Origin of the sequence: Planococcus lenghuensis (assembly GCF_001999905.1) — a bacterium.
GTDB lineage: Bacteria > Bacillota > Bacilli > Bacillales_A > Planococcaceae > Indiicoccus > Indiicoccus lenghuensis.
Window position 1 is genome coordinate 467,021 of the sequence record NZ_CP019640.1, and the last position, 16,485, is coordinate 483,505.

General features: G+C 49.6%; 15 protein-coding genes. 6 read left to right on the top strand and 9 right to left on the bottom strand.

Translation table 11 applies throughout. The features are described from left to right. Positions 1–26 precede the first annotated feature (26 nt). Positions 27–1,172, bottom strand: a complete 1,146-nt coding sequence (locus tag B0X71_RS02530; RefSeq protein ID WP_077587982.1) for an MFS transporter — start codon at positions 1,170–1,172, stop codon at positions 27–29. Between the two features lie 108 nt (positions 1,173–1,280). On the opposite strand from B0X71_RS02530, the gene B0X71_RS02535 reads away from it, so the two are divergent. The 4 genes from B0X71_RS02535 to B0X71_RS02550 all read left to right on the top strand — a co-directional run bounded on the left by B0X71_RS02535 (position 1,281) and on the right by B0X71_RS02550 (position 4,547). After that, complete coding sequence (locus tag B0X71_RS02535; protein ID WP_077587983.1) at positions 1,281–2,177, top strand: diacylglycerol/lipid kinase family protein; 897 nt, start codon at positions 1,281–1,283, stop codon at positions 2,175–2,177. 275 nt (positions 2,178–2,452) lie between these two features. Then, positions 2,453–3,238 (top strand): helix-turn-helix transcriptional regulator, encoded by a 786-nt coding sequence (locus B0X71_RS02540; RefSeq protein ID WP_077587984.1) that lies wholly within the window; start codon positions 2,453–2,455, stop codon positions 3,236–3,238. Positions 3,239–3,357: 119 nt separating this feature from the next. Further along, positions 3,358–4,128 carry a membrane protein insertase YidC gene (gene yidC / locus B0X71_RS02545; protein ID WP_077587985.1) on the top strand — a complete coding sequence of 257 codons (771 nt, stop codon included), beginning with the start codon at positions 3,358–3,360 and terminating at the stop codon, positions 4,126–4,128. Positions 4,129–4,301: 173 nt separating this feature from the next. Next, positions 4,302–4,547: a hypothetical protein gene (locus tag B0X71_RS02550; protein ID WP_077587986.1), complete on the top strand. Its 246-nt coding sequence runs from the start codon at positions 4,302–4,304 to the stop codon at positions 4,545–4,547. A 96-nt stretch (positions 4,548–4,643) separates the two neighbouring features. Here the strand turns inward: B0X71_RS02550 and B0X71_RS02555 are convergent, their stop codons facing one another. Beyond that, positions 4,644–5,801, bottom strand: a complete 1,158-nt coding sequence (locus B0X71_RS02555) for a 3-phenylpropionate MFS transporter (RefSeq protein WP_077587987.1) — start codon at positions 5,799–5,801, stop codon at positions 4,644–4,646. A gap of 119 nt (positions 5,802–5,920) precedes the next feature. Between B0X71_RS02555 and B0X71_RS02560 the strand changes: the two genes are divergently transcribed. After that, a complete protein-coding gene (locus B0X71_RS02560) occupies positions 5,921–6,793 on the top strand; it encodes a M15 family metallopeptidase (protein ID WP_077587988.1) in 873 nt (290 codons plus the stop codon). 63 nt (positions 6,794–6,856) lie between these two features. On the opposite strand, the gene cls is transcribed toward B0X71_RS02560, so the two are convergent. The 4 genes from cls to B0X71_RS02580 form a co-directional block, all read right to left on the bottom strand. Next, positions 6,857–8,317 (bottom strand): cardiolipin synthase, encoded by a 1,461-nt coding sequence (cls, locus tag B0X71_RS02565; RefSeq protein ID WP_156889780.1) that lies wholly within the window; start codon positions 8,315–8,317, stop codon positions 6,857–6,859. 106 nt (positions 8,318–8,423) lie between these two features. Then, positions 8,424–9,248, bottom strand: a complete 825-nt coding sequence (locus B0X71_RS02570; RefSeq protein WP_077587989.1) for a squalene/phytoene synthase family protein — start codon at positions 9,246–9,248, stop codon at positions 8,424–8,426. Positions 9,249–9,329: 81 nt separating this feature from the next. After that, on the bottom strand, positions 9,330–10,046 hold the full coding sequence (locus tag B0X71_RS02575) for an HAD-IIB family hydrolase (RefSeq protein ID WP_077587990.1): 717 nt from the start codon (positions 10,044–10,046) through the stop codon (positions 9,330–9,332). Next, positions 9,985–11,253, bottom strand: coding sequence for a glycosyltransferase (locus tag B0X71_RS02580; RefSeq protein WP_077587991.1), 1,269 nt, complete (start codon positions 11,251–11,253; stop codon positions 9,985–9,987). Before B0X71_RS02580 ends, B0X71_RS02575 begins: the two co-directional genes overlap by 62 nt. A 179-nt stretch (positions 11,254–11,432) precedes the next feature. Between B0X71_RS02580 and B0X71_RS02585 the strand changes: the two genes are divergently transcribed. Beyond that, on the top strand, positions 11,433–12,887 hold the full coding sequence (locus B0X71_RS02585) for an aldehyde dehydrogenase family protein (protein WP_077587992.1): 1,455 nt from the start codon (positions 11,433–11,435) through the stop codon (positions 12,885–12,887). A 622-nt stretch (positions 12,888–13,509) separates the two neighbouring features. Here B0X71_RS02585 and B0X71_RS02595 read toward each other — a convergent pair. The 3 genes from B0X71_RS02595 to B0X71_RS02605 form a co-directional block, all read right to left on the bottom strand. Continuing rightward, positions 13,510–14,355: an MBL fold metallo-hydrolase gene (locus B0X71_RS02595; RefSeq protein WP_232336762.1), complete on the bottom strand. Its 846-nt coding sequence runs from the start codon at positions 14,353–14,355 to the stop codon at positions 13,510–13,512. A 132-nt stretch (positions 14,356–14,487) separates the two neighbouring features. After that, positions 14,488–15,333, bottom strand: a complete 846-nt coding sequence (locus tag B0X71_RS02600; protein ID WP_077590872.1) for an MBL fold metallo-hydrolase — start codon at positions 15,331–15,333, stop codon at positions 14,488–14,490. A 240-nt stretch (positions 15,334–15,573) separates the two neighbouring features. Continuing rightward, on the bottom strand, positions 15,574–16,419 hold the full coding sequence (locus B0X71_RS02605; protein ID WP_077587995.1) for an MBL fold metallo-hydrolase: 846 nt from the start codon (positions 16,417–16,419) through the stop codon (positions 15,574–15,576). Positions 16,420–16,485 lie beyond the last annotated feature (66 nt).

A 16,485-nucleotide genomic window follows, 5' to 3' on the forward strand; every position in this document is an offset into this window, starting at 1 on the left:
CATTCCGGTGGGGAAAGATAAGCTTATTATTCAGGCAAGGCCACCCGGTTTTTGAAAAGAAACCCGGACAGCGCCAGTGCCAGAAGCAGGCTGCCGCTCAGGATGAAGCCGCTGCCTGCGGTCAATTCAAGTGCCCCGGTAATTCCGGAGCCGGCTACAACGCCGATTGAAAAGCAGGCATAGAATAACCCATATGCTTTGCCGCGGGAAGCGGCAGTGGTCGAATCGATCAGCAGTGAATTGATCGACGGGAACAGAAAAGCAAAGCCGACACCATACGACGCCATGGAACTGTATAAAAAGGGGAGCGTTTCTGCACCGCTCAGCACAAACAGGGAACCTCCCATGATTGCCAGTCCGCCGGTCATCGTATAGACAGGCGGCACCATATCAAAGACACGGTTCACCGGCAGTGCAAACACCGCAATGGCAGCCAGTCCGAATACGCTCAAAAGCAGTCCGCCGGTTTCAGTGCCGAATCCGAGTGCGATTGCCCGGAGCGGCAGCATATAGGCCAGAACCCCTTGAGAGAACATGAGGAAGAACGCACCGGTGTATGAAAGGACGAGCCCTGAAGAAAAGACAGCGCGTGCGGCTGTATCTCCTTCGCTATTCGTGTTCTTTTGTGCGGCACCCGGGAGGCGTTTCAGCAAGAAAGCAGCAGCAACCGCGATGATGAGTAATGCAGTGCCGGTAATGGACATCACGAATGGTACATTTGTGGCTGCAGCTGTTACTGCACTGAATGCCGGTCCTATGATGGCGGCCAGCCCGATGAAGGCTCCGGCAACGGCGCCGTTTCTGCCCCGGGCTTGTGTGCCGGTTTTATTGGCAGCATAAGTAAAAGCTGCAGGGATAATCAGACCGGCTGCCATTCCATGAATAAAGCGGATCAACAGCAGACCGGAAGGACTTGCAGCAAACTGATACAGAAAAAGGGCGATCCCGGTCGTAAAGAGTCCGATAAGCAGTACGGTATAAGGACCGCGCCGATCTGCCAGGATGCCGGAAACCATATTGCCGCCGGTGTTGGCGAACGAGTAAATGCCGACGGCCAGCCCGGTCAGAAAGGGGCTGGCACCAAGGGTTCCGGCGAACGGACTGATGACAGGCAACTGAGCAAATAAATCAAAAAAGGCAAAGAAAATAATAACGTAAATAAAAAAACGCATTCCAGTTCACTCTTTCTGCTGGCTGGTTGTGCAGCGGGCTATTAGATTACATCTGGTGATTTTAGGGAAATAGGAATACATCCATTATTACCTGCGGAGGTTTTGCTAGTGAAAAGAGCTATGTTTATTATAAACCCCTCTTCCGGAAAAGAGGAAGCCCCTGTTTACAAGGAATTGGTAATTGAAGCGCTGTCCAGAATGGGATTCGAAACGGAACTCAGGGAAACGGCAAAAGAAGGGGACGCCACCCGGTTCGCGGCCGATGCCTGCAAAAATGAATTTGACTTTGTTATGGCAATGGGCGGGGATGGCACGATCAATGAATCAGTGGCGGGGCTTGCTGAACAATCACATAAACCGCTGTTTTCATTCATCCCGCTTGGGACGGTGAATGATTTTGCGCGGGCGCTCGGTATTTCACTGGATCCTGAAGAAGCAATCGCTGCACTCGAGACCGGTGTCGTTAAAAAAGTGGATATCGCCAAGGCCGGGGAGCGATATTTTATGAATATACTGGCGCTTGGCGCACTGGCTGAAGCCACATACCATGTCACACCTGAACAAAAAACGAAACTAGGGACGTTCGCTTATCTGCTGGAAGGGCTGAAAGCGCTGACGCATGATGAAGAAACGTATTTTGAAATCGAGCATGATCAGGGAAGGTGGGAAGGTGAAGCGAAACTTGTGCTGGCTGCGTTAACCAATTCAGTCGGGGGATTCGAGCGACTCGCCCCTGATGCGCAGCCGGATGACGGACTGCTGCATCTCTATATTGTGAAAAATGCTGCACTTCCTGCATTTATACGGATGGCCGGGGAGCTGGTAATAGGCAGACTGGAACATGACCCTTCAGTCGACGTGATTCACGCCAAATCCGTATCGGTTAAAACAAAGGAACCGCTGGACTGCAATATCGATGGGGAGGCTGGATTCAAGACACCTTTCACAATTGAAGTGCTGCCCAAGCATATTGAGGTACTGGTTCCGCCGGAAAAAGCTGAATAGCATTCTGATAGCTGCTGTGTTCAACCGGTTGGATACAGCAGCTATTTCTCGTGCATCTACTTATTCAGCGTTTTATAAAAAAATATGGCAAAAAGAGATAAAAGCTGAAACTTTCTTCTTTCCAAAACGTTCTTGTAGAATATGAGCGGTTAATCATACAAAAATACAAAAAAATTTTTAAAGTGCAGGTAAAACTATTCTCTTATTTGGTAATTCGTTATATAGTTAAGGCACTGAGTATATTTGCCTGTATTTCAGAATGTCAGGAGGATTAGATGAATACCATACCCGCACCTACTATTCAAGACACGATTTCAAAGCTGTTCATGATTGAAAACGAAGCACTCGGACGATATGAGGGCCTGGAGAATTTTTTCGAAATTGAAACGCAGCTGATCTATGAAATCCACCACTTGGAAAAAGAGCGAGCAAAGAAGAGCCTGAGACGGATCATTGATCTGATTTCAAACCGGTCAGGCAAGAAAATGATTCATGCAGTACGCAATTACTACATAGTCCTGTCCTCCATCATGGCAAGAAAACTGTATGAAACACAAGTTCCGCCCAAAAAAGCATTCGCGTTCAATGCTGCATGTGTGGAAATCGTTGAAAACCGCATGAATGATTCGGAATTTCTGCTCGTCGCGGATGAGCTGATCGAATTTTTTGTGTCGATTCTCTCTGAACGAAAACAGCCGTCTTTTACGCATCAGACCGTCAATAAAGTGGTCATGTATATCAATGATGAAGTGGAGCGCGATCTATCGGTTGAGGATATTGCGAAACACTTCCACATCAGCACAAGCCACTTGTCCCGGATCTTCAGGGAACATGCAGGCATTACATTGGTCGAGTATTTGAACGTGCGGCGGGTGGAGGAATCCCAGTATTATTTACGCCATTCCAACAAGAGCATCGCAGCCATTTCAAATCAGTTCCATTTCTGCAATCAGAGTTACTTTACACGCATTTTCAAAAAGTATTCCGGCGTGACGCCAAAGCAGTTCCGGGACAGTCAGCAAATCCCGTATTTCCGCTTTACACTGCCAACAGGAAAATGAAGGGGAGCCATTCCCTTCTTTTTTTGTGTCAAAATGAAGGCATTCAGCGTGAGCGTTTGAAATTTAACTCCTGGAACGTTATACTTCTTAATAGTTTGAGAAGGTTGAAGGTGAATTGATTGAATAAAAAAATGGGGTTACTGTTGACGCTGCTCGCTTCATTGCTCGTGTTGAGCGGTTGTTCGGCTATTGAAAACCAGGAAGGGTTCTTCTACAGCTTCTTTGTGCGTCCCTTCGATTGGGCACTGACTTATTTGGGTGATTTGTTTGGCGGGAGTTATGGTCTTGCAATTATCGCCATCACGGTTGTAATCCGGCTTATTTTGATGCCATTCATGCTGAATACGTATAAGCGCCAGCAGGCGATGAAAGTGAAGATGGATGCAATGCGTCCGGAAATGGAAGACATTCAGAAGCGGCTGAAAGAAACGAAAGACCGTGAAGAGCAGATGAAGATCCAGCAGGAAATGATGGGGCTGTATAAGAAATACGAGGTCAACCCGTTGAATATGGGCTGTCTGCCGGCACTTGTCCAAATGCCGATCGTCATGGGGCTGTATTTTGCGATCCTGTATTCACCGGATGTCAGAAGCCATGAATTCCTGTGGTTCAATCTGGGCGAGGCGGATATCATCATGGCTTTGATTGCCGGTGTGGTGTATTACTTCCAGGCGCGTGTATCACTCTGGACCATGCCTGAACAGCAAAAGAAACAAATGGCTATGTTCATTTACTTGTCCCCGGCAATGATTCTGATTATCTCATTCACGTCGCTTGCAGCACTGCCGCTTTACTGGGCAGTCGGCGGTCTGATCCTGATTTTCCAGACCTACATTGGCCGGAAGTTTTATCAACAGCATCCGGAAAAAGCAGTGGAAGACGCAAGTTGATAGTAAAAGCCGGCATTCGATGCCGGCTTTCTTTATTGGAATGCGCTGGTGAACACCTATTTTGGATGCTTTGCAAAAAGCTCCACTCTCTGCTTGTGGTTTTCTATTTTTGCAGTGAAAGAGCCTGTACTGATCTTTAAGGAAGTCGTTGGCAAACAAAGGGAGGGATTCGGATGAACCGCAAATGGCTGCAGGGAATTTTGCTGATTGGCCTCAGTGTCACCTCACTCGCTTTTTTAATTGCCGGCAGACTGGAAGTTGCCGTCTTAGTGATGACACTTTTATTTGTCTGTACCAACGCTTTCCGGTATGTCCGGATGAAAGAGGAAGGATTCGACCGGGGAGCGAAATGGATGGGCGGCATGGCAATTTTGTTTGCTGTTCTGTTCGTTATTGTGCTGTTCACCGTCGTGCTGTAGAAATGGAAGTTCTGATTCAATTCAAGTGTAATAGCTGACCGCTGGTTCTTAACTGAATCAGCGGTCTTCTGTATGCGGCAGCTGGCAAAGCGCGCATCAATCTCCACGGGCATCAAGCTGCGACCGAAAGCACAGAACGATCAGGACCGCAGGAGAAGAAAAGACTGCCATCCCGAGAAAAGCGAGGCCCGGAGACCATTCATATAAATAACCGCCAAGGAAAGTAAGGAGGGCGATGCTCAGACTCATAGCGAATGCTGCATACAGCCCTTGGGCAGCCGGAATATGACGGGCCGGCAGTTCCCGGAAGATGAATCGGATAAAAGCAAAATGCGCAACGCCGAATGATACGGCGTGAAGCGTTTGGGAAAGAATGAACACCCAGACGGAAGGGAACAGGAAAATCATCAGCCAGCGAACAATAGAACCAATGCCTGCCAGCAAAAACATGGAAGAGATGGACCATTTCGCAAACAAGGAATCAGCCTTGGCGAAAAAGAGAATTTCGATCAGGACTGCAATATTCAGGATGACACCGATGTAAATACCACTGACACCCAGGTCCTGCAAGTAGATAAAGCCATAATTATAATAAGAAGCATGAGCGCCCTGCAGTAAGACAGCGGCGCTGAGCGCGATTAAAAAAACAGGCCGCCTGATCAATTCTGCAAGGGCATAATTTCCTGAGCGTTCAAGAGACGGTGAAGTCAGGAGCACAGCCGGAGCCCGCTGAAACTGGACCGCTGCCATCAGTATAAGACCGCCAAACATCAGCCAAAGAATCGCTTCCTCCTGCCAGACAGCGACAGCACCGCCGACCAGCAATAAGGCAATCGTATATCCCAGTGAACCGAACGATCGGCTGTGCCCGTAATTGACCCGCTCGGCCTGCATGAGAATGGATGCACCGCTTTCTGTCGCTGGAAGCAAATTCGGGTAAAATAAATTGAAAACGACTGTAATGACGAATAACGCTGTGTATGTATCAAAAAAGAGATAGAAAATAAAAGAAGCAAGGGACAAGGCAACGAACCAGCGAAGTACATTGCTTAAGGGCAAGTACCGGGTTGCAAGCGGGAACAGCACAAGTGTGGAAACCGCCCGTGCCACCATACCGGCACCCATAATGACACTGGCGTCCACCACGCTCAGTCCTTTGTCATTTGTCAGCCAGCCCGTCCAGTAAGGAAGAAAGACGCCCCACGTAAAGAAGAATGCGAAAAAATTTTGCGATAGCCACTTTTGATTATCCATCCTGCATTTGCCACACCTTTCATCCATCTCTTTTGAGCGTACCAAATTTCTTGAAGATAGGGAAAAAAAGAAAAGATAATGGTAAAATAAACAGGAGTTCAAGGGAAAGAAGGGGAAGCATGGCAACTCGTTACAAAAAAAACAAACGAAAAAATGTTTCCGTCTACATATGGAGCATATTGATTATTCTGCTCACGGCCGGTGCTGCAGGCGCGGGTGCCTGGCTCGGTGTGTATGCTGCACAGCAGTCAGCCAGCCAGCCGGAAGTCACAGAAGAAACTGGAGGGATTGCTGTGACTGAAGAAACGGAACAGCCGGAGGAAGAAGAGAAGCAGCCGGTACCGGAAGAGGGAACGGAGGAAGCGCCGGAGACTGAAGACCCGCTCATAGAAGAGCCGGCAGAGGAAGAACCGGTTACTGAAGAACTGCCGGTCGACCGGACGATATATCCGGAAGAGATTGAACCGCCAGCGGAACCGACGATTATCCAGGGGGTACTGCTTGCCAATAAACAATATCCGTTGCCCGAGGATTATGCGCCAGGTGAAAACGCTGAAGCCCGGGCGGCATTTGAGCAGATGGCTGCCGCTGCCGAGCAGGAGGGCATAGAACTGGTTGCATTCAGCACCTATCGAAGCTTCGCCAGACAAAAGGAATTGTATGAGGGCTATGCTGCCAGAGACGGAGCGGCGGCAGCTGATCGCTACAGTGCCCGTCCTGGTCACTCTGAGCACCAGACTGGACTGGCATTCGATATCGGTGAAGAAGGACAGGAGGAAAACTGGGCTTCCTCTTCATTCGGCGAAACGGCCGGCGGCGAATGGCTTGCCGATAACGCCCATAAATTCGGCTTCATCCTTCGCTATCCGGAAGGGAAGGAAAAAATCACTGGCTATATGTATGAATCCTGGCATTTCCGGTATGTCGGTGAAGAAATTGCAACTGCGATTCATGAGCAGGGACTGACACTTGAGGAATACTTGGATATTTAAATGAATTTCAGGTGAAACAACCCCCGGCACTTATAGCTGCCGGGGGTTGTTTGCTTTGCCTGATCACAGGATAGGGGAAAGAAGAAGTGCAAGTGATTCTTTTGTTTTGATCATTCGGGTTCGGGATTTATAAACTTCATAAGTCAGTTCAGAAGACAATTCCATATCTTGATGGAACATGGCGGCCAGCGTCTTAGCCACGTGGTCGTCATAGATGAATGCGTTGACTTCAAAGTTCAGTTTGAAGCTGCGCACATCGATATTGGCGGTTCCGACCGTAGCCACTTTGCCATCAGCGATAATCATTTTCGTATGCAGGAAGCCATTTTCATAAATATAAACTTTGGCCCCAGCCCGCAGCAATTGCCCTGCGTAAGAGTAAGTCGCCCAGTACACAAGCGGGTGATCCGGCTTATTCGGAATCATAATCCGGACATCGATACCCGACATGGCAGAAATACGGATAGCATCGTAGAAGCTGGGATCCGGAATGAAGTAAGGCGTCTGGATGTAGACATATTCGTCCGCTTCCGTAATCATTTTTAAGTAACCGTCCTTAATTTGTTCCCACTCTGAATCCGGCCCGCTTGATACAATCTGAACAGCAGTATTCCCTTTTTCTGTAATGACGGGAAAGTACGTCTCGGCATACTCGATATCCTGCTGGGCAGAAGCCTGATTCCAATCAAGAATGAAGCGGGTCTGAAGCGGATGGACGGCACTTCCTTCAATCCGGAGGTGGGTGTCCCGCCAGTATCCGAAGCGCTGATTCAGCCCCAGGTATTCATCACCCACGTTAAAACCGCCGACATAACCAATACAGCCATCGATTACAACAATTTTCCGGTGATTCCGGTAATTCAGCCGGGGATTGATGAGCGGCAAGAAAGCCGGAAAAAACGTTTCCACCTCGCCGCCTTCCTGAATCAGCGTTTTAAAATGCCGCTTATGCAATGTTCGGGAACCCATATCATCGTAGAGAACGCGAACTTTGACACCTTGATGGGCTTTAGCAAGCAAGGCATCATAAATTTCCATACCGAGTCCATCCAGCCGGAAAATATAGTATTGGACATGGATATGATGCTTGGCATGCCGGATGTCTTCAAGGAGTGCATCAAACTTCTCGCGCCCGTCATTGAAGACACGGACAGCGTTATCCTGGGTCAACACTGCCCCATTGTTCCGGAGATGGAGATAGATCAGCTCCTGATAGACTTCCGCATCAGGGCTGCGGAATTTAAAGGTATCATTTTTAAGTGCTTCCATCTGGTACTCGATCAGGTTCTCAAGTCCGATCTTTTTTCGGCCTTCCCATCGGAACAGCGTTTTCCTGCGAAGCCGGCGACCGAGTAGAAGGTAGATGAAGAAGCCTAAAATCGGAAGGAAAAAAAGAACGAGAATCCATGCCCACGTGGAAGCGGCATCCCGTCTTTCCAGGAAGACCAGCGTCAGCGCCAGCATGATGTTGATGATGAAGGTGGCCGTTGCCAGTATCGTAGTGATCGCTAACGTCAATTCCATCCAGTTGCTCCTTTGTCTTATGTCTTACAACAGATTATACTGTATTATCTTCGCCTCCTGAAAGAAGCGGCATGCACCCGCCTTTCGACGGGTGCATGCCGGGTCGTCATGTCTCCTGCTGGACTTCCTTGACGACTGCTTCAACTTCACTGCGTGTCATCTTTTCCTTGCCCGCTTCCAGCGATTTAAGTGTACTATGCGCCAGTTTCAGCGGCAATTTGCAGAATAGAACAATACGCCGGTTCTTAATCGAGATCACATATTTGTCCGCTTGTGCCAGATTCTTTCGGGCATACTCAAACAAATCCTGCCGTGACCAGCCATCCGGTATAAAGCTTACGCCCCGTTCGGCATCTTCATCAACATTCCTGAGCACATTGACTGCCTGCAGCCCGCGTCCGAATCCAATGGCAAGCTGACGGTCGGTCTCAGTCCCGTCGTGCCAGCGCCAAATATCGGACAGCATCGAACCGACGAGTCCGGCGACATAATACGTATAATCATCCAGATCTTCTTTCGTTTGAATGTTCCAGCCTTTTTCCGCCCATTTGGCCATGCCTTCCGCCATTTCTGCTGTTGACTGTTTTACTTGCAGTGCAATGCCTTCAGGGCACAAGCGGATCCAGTCTCCGAGCCGGAGAGTGACCGGCGGCAAAAGCTGATCATAAGGTTTGATCAATTGTATGTATGCAGGTTCATCAAACGAGGGAGCTGCAAGGAGCCGGGCCGTCTCCCGCAGCATCCGCTGTTTGGCATCTGACGGTATTTCCGGGTGATCTTCAATCTCATCAATTGCCCGCATGCAGAGATAAGCAGAGGCAACGGTCGACTTCAGTCGGCCGTCGAGAAAACTGATCGGAATGAAAAATGTCCGACTTGTGTCTTTCAGTATAGCGGTCGCTTCTTTCTGAAGCTTGGCATTTTGGCTCATGTTCTTTCCTCCTGTTTCGTTCCGCGTCCTACTACGTAAGTTGATTTCTATTTTAGCAGAAAAACAGGAGGAGCGCCTTGCTTATGAATGAAAGTGCACCCAGGCTTCATGAATCCCGCCGGCGCAGCGACGGGAGGCTCTGAAGAGGCAGGGATGCCTTTCTGCTGCAAGCAGTTCTTCCTGGGCGTTACCGACCATGACAGCCGGATAGCCAAGCGTCAGCATGTCGAGATCGTTCCCGGAATCGCCTGCTATGAGAATGCGGGCATCCTGAACGCCGAACTTCCGGATGGCATAGCGAAGCGCCTGTCCTTTGCCGCTGCCGGCCGGAAGGACATCCACGTCGCGGCCGCTGGAGAAAATGAGCTTATGCGGAATGGAGGCTTGCCGGAGTTCCTGTTCAAATAATTCAACTGGCCGGTCGCTGTTCACTGTATAGGACTGCCGGCAGTTGACCGGAAGCTGCTGGGGCACTAAATCCGGAATTCTTTCCGCGATACGCGAAATATCCTTTGGCATCCAGTCCTGCTGCATCTTTTGTTTCCATTGCCTGTCTTCCTCAAATGCCGGGGCTGTCCGAATTTCCGTGCCGACATCTGTAACGAGGACATCGGGAACGGGCAGCTCTTCAGCTGCTATAAGAGAAAGAGCAGAACGGAAGTGGCGGCCAGTCACATAGACAAGCGCCACTTCATAGGTCTGCTCTTTATAGAAAGTCCATAATTGTTGGAGTGCTTCAGGATCGCCCACTAGCGTCCCGTCCAAATCGGTCGCCAAAATATGTGTTGCTCCGTACATCTGCAATCACCTCATACAAAGAATTTACTTGTTTGGATATGGAAGGCCATTGAAATTCCTGATTGGCAACTTCTTCCGCCCGCCGGCTCATACGCTCGGCAAGAATGGAATTCACAGCCAGTACTTCCATGGCAACTGCAAGGTCATGGGCATTGCCGCCTTCTGTCAGGAGACCGGTGATACCATCGCGGACCACGTTTTTCAGACCGCCGACATTCGATGCAATTACCGGGCTGCCACAAGCTTGTGCTTCCGCCGCTACCATTCCGAATGACTCGTAGTGACTGGGCACCAAGGTTGCCGTCGCAGCATTGAACAGTTCCGCCAGCTGTTCCTGTGTTTGAGGGCCGAGGAACTGCACCTGCCCTTCTGCGCCATTGACTGCAGTGCGCAGTCTCTCGTCATATGGCAGTCCGTTCTCCGGATTGATGGAATCCGGTTCGCCGCCTGCCAACAGAAGAGAAGGGTGGAATTCGCCGCTGTTTCGCTTCATCAGAATCTGGAAGGCTTCCAGTAAAGTGAAAATACCTTTTGTTTCTTCCAAACGCCCGGCGAAGACAAACAAGGGCTCGCTGTGTCCGAGATTTTTACGCAACTGCTTCCGGCTGCCGAATGTGCGGAACGCTGCATCCACGCCGATAGGGATGACTTGAATAGGTGCCGGATTTTCGACGCGTTCCTGGATAAGTAATTTTTCGCTTTTAGTCGTTGCGAGAATATAATCGGCGGTCTGCAGGATCTCTGTTTCTGCCTGTTCCCGCCGCTCGTCGCGGATTCCGGTAGCTTCTGTTTTTGCCCAGCCGAGCGAGTGGGAGGTATGGACAAATGGAATGGCATACTCGTCTCTGACTTTTATGCCGATTAAACCGGATAAGTAGTAGTGGGTGTGGGTGACATCATAAGAGGACAAATCAACAGCTGTTTTCAACTCTCTATAGAATGCGGACAGCATGCCAAACATTTTATCTTTCGGGACGAACCCTTTCTCGCCGGCAGCAATCCGAATGACCCGGCAATTCTGACCGAAATGTTCAATCCGGGGGGCAGAAGTTTCACACCAATGGGTTGCAACATCCACTTGCCAGCCAATGTCTTCAAGTGCAAGTGCCAGCTGTTTCACATAGTTATTTTGTCCGCCAGCCTGTTTCCCGCCAAGCTCTGCGAGTGGATCACCGTGGTCTGAAATGAATAACACTTTTTTTGACATATTCTCATCTCCTTGATTTTTTGCATAAAAATTCCAATAGAAATTACGATGGATAACGATAGTTGTTTTCCCTGCTTTGTTAGTTATTAAACATAATTTTCAGAAAAACATCTAGTTTTTTGAAATTGCGAAAGGGAATACAGATAATGTGAACTTTAAGTGGGAGAGGAGAAATAACAATGGCGAATTACACGGACTTGAATCTGCAATTTATCAATGGCAGCTGGAGAGCAGGGGCCGGCTCAGCGGAAATAGATGTTATGAATCCGTATACACAGCAAAGCGTAACCCGTATTCAATCTGCAAGCCAGCAGGATATAGACGAAGCATATGAGTCAGCCAAAGCGGCTCAGAAGGAATGGGCAGAAGTGAATGCGTTTGAAAAAGCCCGGGTAATGGAAAAAGCAGTGCACATTATGGAAGAACGACGGGAGGAATTGATCCGCATACTTGTTGAAGATGCCGGTTCTACCCGGATCAAAGCAAACGTTGAAGTTGACTTCACCATCGCGATTACCCGTCACTCTGCAGCTTTCCCGATGCGTATGGAAGGCACAATGCCACCGTCGATCATTCCCGGAAAAGAGAATCACGTATACCGCAAACCGCTGGGCGTTGTCGGTATCATCGGCCCCTTCAACTTTCCGATGTATCTGGCGATGCGGTCGGTTGCACCTGCAATTGCAACAGGCAATGCAGTCGTGGTGAAACCGGCATCCCAGACACCGCTGTCAGGCGGAACGCTTCTGGGGAAAATTTTTGAAGAGGCAGGCGTACCTGCGGGAATCATCAATGTGGTAATGCCAAAAACGAGTGAAATCGGCGACGGCTTTGTTGAGCACCCGATTCCACGCATGATTTCGTTCACCGGTTCAACTGGCGTTGGCCAGCATATCGGTGAAATTGCAGGCCGCATGATCAAAAAAACAGTGCTTGAGCTCGGCGGCAATAATCCGCTTGTGGTCCTTGACGATGCGGACATCCCGCTTGCGATTCAAGGTGCAGCATTCGGGAAGTTCATGCACAGCGGGCAAATCTGCATGGCAGTCAACCGAATTATTGTGCATAAGGATGTTTATGATGAATTTGCCAAAGGTTTTGTAGCGCTGGCAAAAGGTTTGAAGCATGGAGATCCGACAAAAGAAGATACGCTGATTGGGCCGCTCATCGACCAGAACTCCGTCCAGCGGCTTCTCGGTGAAGTGGAAAAAGCGAAACAGGAAGGCGCGGAAGTACTGCTTGAAGGGGAAGTCGAAGGCAATGTGATGACGCCGTTCATCCTGAAAGGGACGAATGACATGACAACGGCTAAGAATGAGATGTTCGGTCCTGTTGTCACCATCATTCCGGTGGACAGTGAAGAAGAAGCGTTGCGTGTTGCGAATGATACAGAGTACGGACTCAGCGGCGCGGTTCATGCCGGCACGGACAGTAAAGCGATGGCGTTCGCCCGCAAAATGGAAACCGGTATGGTCCATATTAATGACCAAAGCGTTAATGATGAACCGCTTGTTGCATTCGGCGGTGAAAAGAATTCAGGTATCGGCCGTTTCGGCGGCGACTGGTCGCTGGATGAATTCACGACATTCCAATGGGTATCGGTACAGAACACATCCCGAAAATACCCTTTCTAATAAATAAGTGGAGAGGCTGTCCAAAAAGCCCTTAGGCTTATCTTGCCCAGATGTTCTTCCATAACAGAACGGCTTCTGCTGCGAAAGCTCGTCGCATTAAAACATCTGCTCCTGCGCCGCTTCGCTTGCTCGTCGCAAACAGCAGCGGCAAAGCAGTTGCCGCTGCTGTTCGCTGGCTTCCGCCGTTCCACTCCAGGCAGTTGAAAATGACAACCAGACAGAATGCATAAAGGCGGGAAGAGGGTTCCAGTCCTCTTCCCGCCGTTTTTGATTTATTGTTTACTGATTCCGTTCCCTGAAACGGTGAGATACGCGCTTTCCTGATCTGCCCTTGTTTCTTAAGCCGGGGTGGACAGGAAACCGGCGACTCCGGCGGAAGAACGGGTGGTCGAGACCCTCGCCGCGAAGCATAAGCGGCGTTGGCTCGGACGTCCGTCCGCGGAAAGCGTCCGGTTTCCCCATCCCGGGCCAGTAGGTGCCGTCAACGAGTCTTTTGACTTTTTTGGACAGCTCCTTTTTGATGAATAGAGAAGTAATTAACCCTGTTATGCCATGAATTCCTTATTCAGGGCAGTTTTTGTTTTAGGGGGGAACCTATGCAAGTCTGCCGGCTGCATGTGTTTCATTTGTCATCAACGAACCGGCCGTGATCGGGTTTGGCGATTTCATCAAATTCATTGGAAAGCATTCCAAGGCCTTCAACCAGTTCCGCACCCTTGACCGGTTTGCCATGTCCCGGTGCGGCAATCGACGGCTTGAGCGCTGCCAGCTTTTGTACAGAGTTTTCGGCGGCATCCCAGTCAAGGGTGAAGGAAGGGGGAGGGCCACTGATGTTTGTCTTTTGGGAAAGAACGTTAAACAAGGAATCTTGCTGCACGGTCAGAAACGCATCGCCGACAATGAGAAGACGATCCTGTTCCCGGAAATAAGAAACATGTCCTTGTGTATAGCCAGGCGTATGAATCCACTTCCACTCAGGCAGGCCAGGCACCGAACCATCCGCGGGAAGTGGATGGGCGTGTTTCCCGATGTTGATTCCTTCCACAGGGAATTCCGGGGATATCTTGGCAACCAGGCCGCCTTCGACAGTTGAATCTCCTTTCGGATAATCTTTCTTTCCTGTAATGTAAGGCAGTTCTTCGGGATGCGCATAGACCGGCACCGGATGCTGTTCCAGAATATCAATCAGCCCGCCGACATGGTCAAAATGTCCTTGTGTCAGCAGGATCGCCTGCAGCTGGTGATCTTCACCGAAGCGTTCTGCTGCTGCAGACAGGACCTTGTCTGCCTGGCGCGGCATGCCGGCATCAACCAGTACCCATTTATTGCTTTCCGCCGGATTGCCGATCATGTAAACATTGACAATCTGTGTCGTAAATCCGTAAACATCCGGCGTAATCTGAACGCCATCTCCACTTCTGACAGAAGAAAGCGGCTGGAAGCGGTTTGTTGATGAACTTCTTTCCACGCTGAATCCCTCCTTGAAAATAAATGAGCTATAGAACATTTCCTGTTTCTCTCTGTGGAACAGCTGTGATTTGTCAGGAGCATTCTTTATTGGAATGAAAACGGCCCCTGTCACAGGAGCCGCTTGAATCGTTCATTTTCCTTTAATGTACTTTCCATGATCCGGGCGTGCGACTTCATCAAAACGGGCAGACAGTTTTGTCAGGCCTTCTGCCAAATCTGAACCGATGACGGGTTTTCCGTGTCCCGGCGCGGCAATCGATGGTTCAAGCGCTCTAAGCTGCTGCACGGAATTTTTTGCAGCCGTCCAGTCGGTAGTCAAGTAAACAGGGGGACCGCTGACCTTTTTCCGTTGAAAGAGTACGTCGAAGAGGGAATCCTGTTTTACTGTGAGAAAAGCATCGCCAACGATCAGGAAGCGGTCGCGCTCTCTGAAAAAAGAGATGTGGCCGTCTGAATGACCGGGCGTGTGATACCAGTTCCATTCAGGCAGGCCCGGAACCGCGCCGTCCGCCGGGAGGGGATTCGCGTGCTCGGAGATATCGATCCCTTTTACCGGGAATTCAATGGACAGCTTCGCAAGCATGCCGCCTTCAACAGTCGGATCCGCCTGCGGGTAATCTTTCTGTCCGGTAATGTAGGGCAGTTCTTCTGGGTGGGCATAGACCGGCACAGGATGCTTTTCGAGAATATCAATGAGCCCGCCGATATGATCGAAATGGCCATGTGTCAGCAGGATGGCCTTCAGCCGGTGATCGTCGCCGAAGCGCTCTGCCGCTTTTTCCAGGATGGTATTTGCACGGAGAGGCATCCCCGCATCGACGAGTATCCAATCTTTGCTTTTCGCCGGATTGCCGATCATATAAACATTCACAATCTGAGTTGTAAAACCATAAACATCAGGTGTAATTTCAATGCCATCTTTACTTTTTGTGGATGTCAGCGGCTGAAACCGGTCTGTTGAGGAGCTCCTCTCCATTGAAGTCTCCTGCTCCTCAGGGATAAGTGGCTGGTGTTTTTCTGTAGGGCCTTTTTCCATTTTGAATTCCTCCTTGGTAGTGACGTGCAAGGTTCATGATAAAAACAGTCTACATACTGTTTACCCGGCATGGGCGGTTTGAACCCCGTTTCTTCTGATTGAGATACAGGAGCCCTGACCGTACAGAAGCGAAAAAAAACAGTCCCTGTGAAGGGACTGTTTTTCTGCGAAAAGACTTATTCATTCATTATCAACAAATCGGCCATAATCAGGTTTCGCTTTCTCATCGAAATTTTCCGCGAGATCGGCCAAACCTTCTTTGAGTTCTTTACCCATGGCCGGCAAGCCATGGCCGGGTGCGGCAATCTCCGGTTCGAGTTCTCTTAACTTTTGTACGGATTTTTTGGCTGCTTCCCATTCCGGCGTCAAATAAACAGGCGGTCCCCAGAATCCTCTTTCCTGCATGGTCACATTTGGCAGAGAATCCTGTTTCACGGTCAGGAAGGCATCACCGACGATTAAGGCTTTATCTCTTTCCCGGAACAAGGAAATATGGCCGAATGAATGCCCGGGCGTATGATACCATGTCCATTCCGGTAATTCGGGAATCGTACCATCTTCCGGGAGCGCTTTAACATGCTCGGAAATATCAATGGCTTCTGTCGGGAATTCAGGCGACATTTTCGCGATCAGTCCGCCTTCAACCGTCGGATCGGGCCGTGGGTAATCCATCTTACCGGTCAGATGCGGCAATTCTTCCGGATGGGCATAGACTGGTGCCGGATGCTTTTCCAGAATTCCGATCAGCCCGCCGACATGGTCGAAATGTCCGTGGCTGAGCACGACAGCCTGGAGTTTATGATCTTCACCAAACCGTTCAGCCGCTTCTGCAAGGATGACTTCTGAAGATCCTGGTGTACCTGCATCAAACAGCACCCATTCTTTAGCATTATTTGGATTGCTGATCATATAGACGTTTGCGAATTGAACGGTCAGGCCGTAAATATCCGGTGTAACATCAATCCCTTCACCGCTTTGCACTGAGGATAATGGCTGCAATTTGTCTGTGGATGAACTTCGTTCCATGATGTAATTCCTCCTTTATGGTTTTCACACGGCTCGTAAGGGGACGAGAGTCTATTCACTGTTTAC

Coding starts and splice junctions, on each gene's coding strand:
- B0X71_RS02530 (WP_077587982.1), bottom strand. CDS start 1,172: ATGCGTTTTTTTATTTACGTTATTATTTTCTTTGCCTTTTTTGATTTA.
- B0X71_RS02540 (WP_077587984.1), top strand. CDS start 2,453: ATGAATACCATACCCGCACCTACTATTCAAGACACGATTTCAAAGCTG.
- B0X71_RS02550 (WP_077587986.1), top strand. CDS start 4,302: ATGAACCGCAAATGGCTGCAGGGAATTTTGCTGATTGGCCTCAGTGTC.
- B0X71_RS02555 (WP_077587987.1), bottom strand. CDS start 5,801: ATGGATAATCAAAAGTGGCTATCGCAAAATTTTTTCGCATTCTTCTTT.
- B0X71_RS02560 (WP_077587988.1), top strand. CDS start 5,921: ATGGCAACTCGTTACAAAAAAAACAAACGAAAAAATGTTTCCGTCTAC.
- cls (WP_156889780.1), bottom strand. CDS start 8,317: ATGGAATTGACGTTAGCGATCACTACGATACTGGCAACGGCCACCTTC.
- B0X71_RS02570 (WP_077587989.1), bottom strand. CDS start 9,248: ATGAGCCAAAATGCCAAGCTTCAGAAAGAAGCGACCGCTATACTGAAA.
- B0X71_RS02575 (WP_077587990.1), bottom strand. CDS start 10,046: ATGTACGGAGCAACACATATTTTGGCGACCGATTTGGACGGGACGCTA.
- B0X71_RS02580 (WP_077587991.1), bottom strand. CDS start 11,253: ATGTCAAAAAAAGTGTTATTCATTTCAGACCACGGTGATCCACTCGCA.
- B0X71_RS02585 (WP_077587992.1), top strand. CDS start 11,433: ATGGCGAATTACACGGACTTGAATCTGCAATTTATCAATGGCAGCTGG.
- B0X71_RS02600 (WP_077590872.1), bottom strand. CDS start 15,333: ATGGAGAGGAGCTCCTCAACAGACCGGTTTCAGCCGCTGACATCCACA.
- B0X71_RS02605 (WP_077587995.1), bottom strand. CDS start 16,419: ATGGAACGAAGTTCATCCACAGACAAATTGCAGCCATTATCCTCAGTG.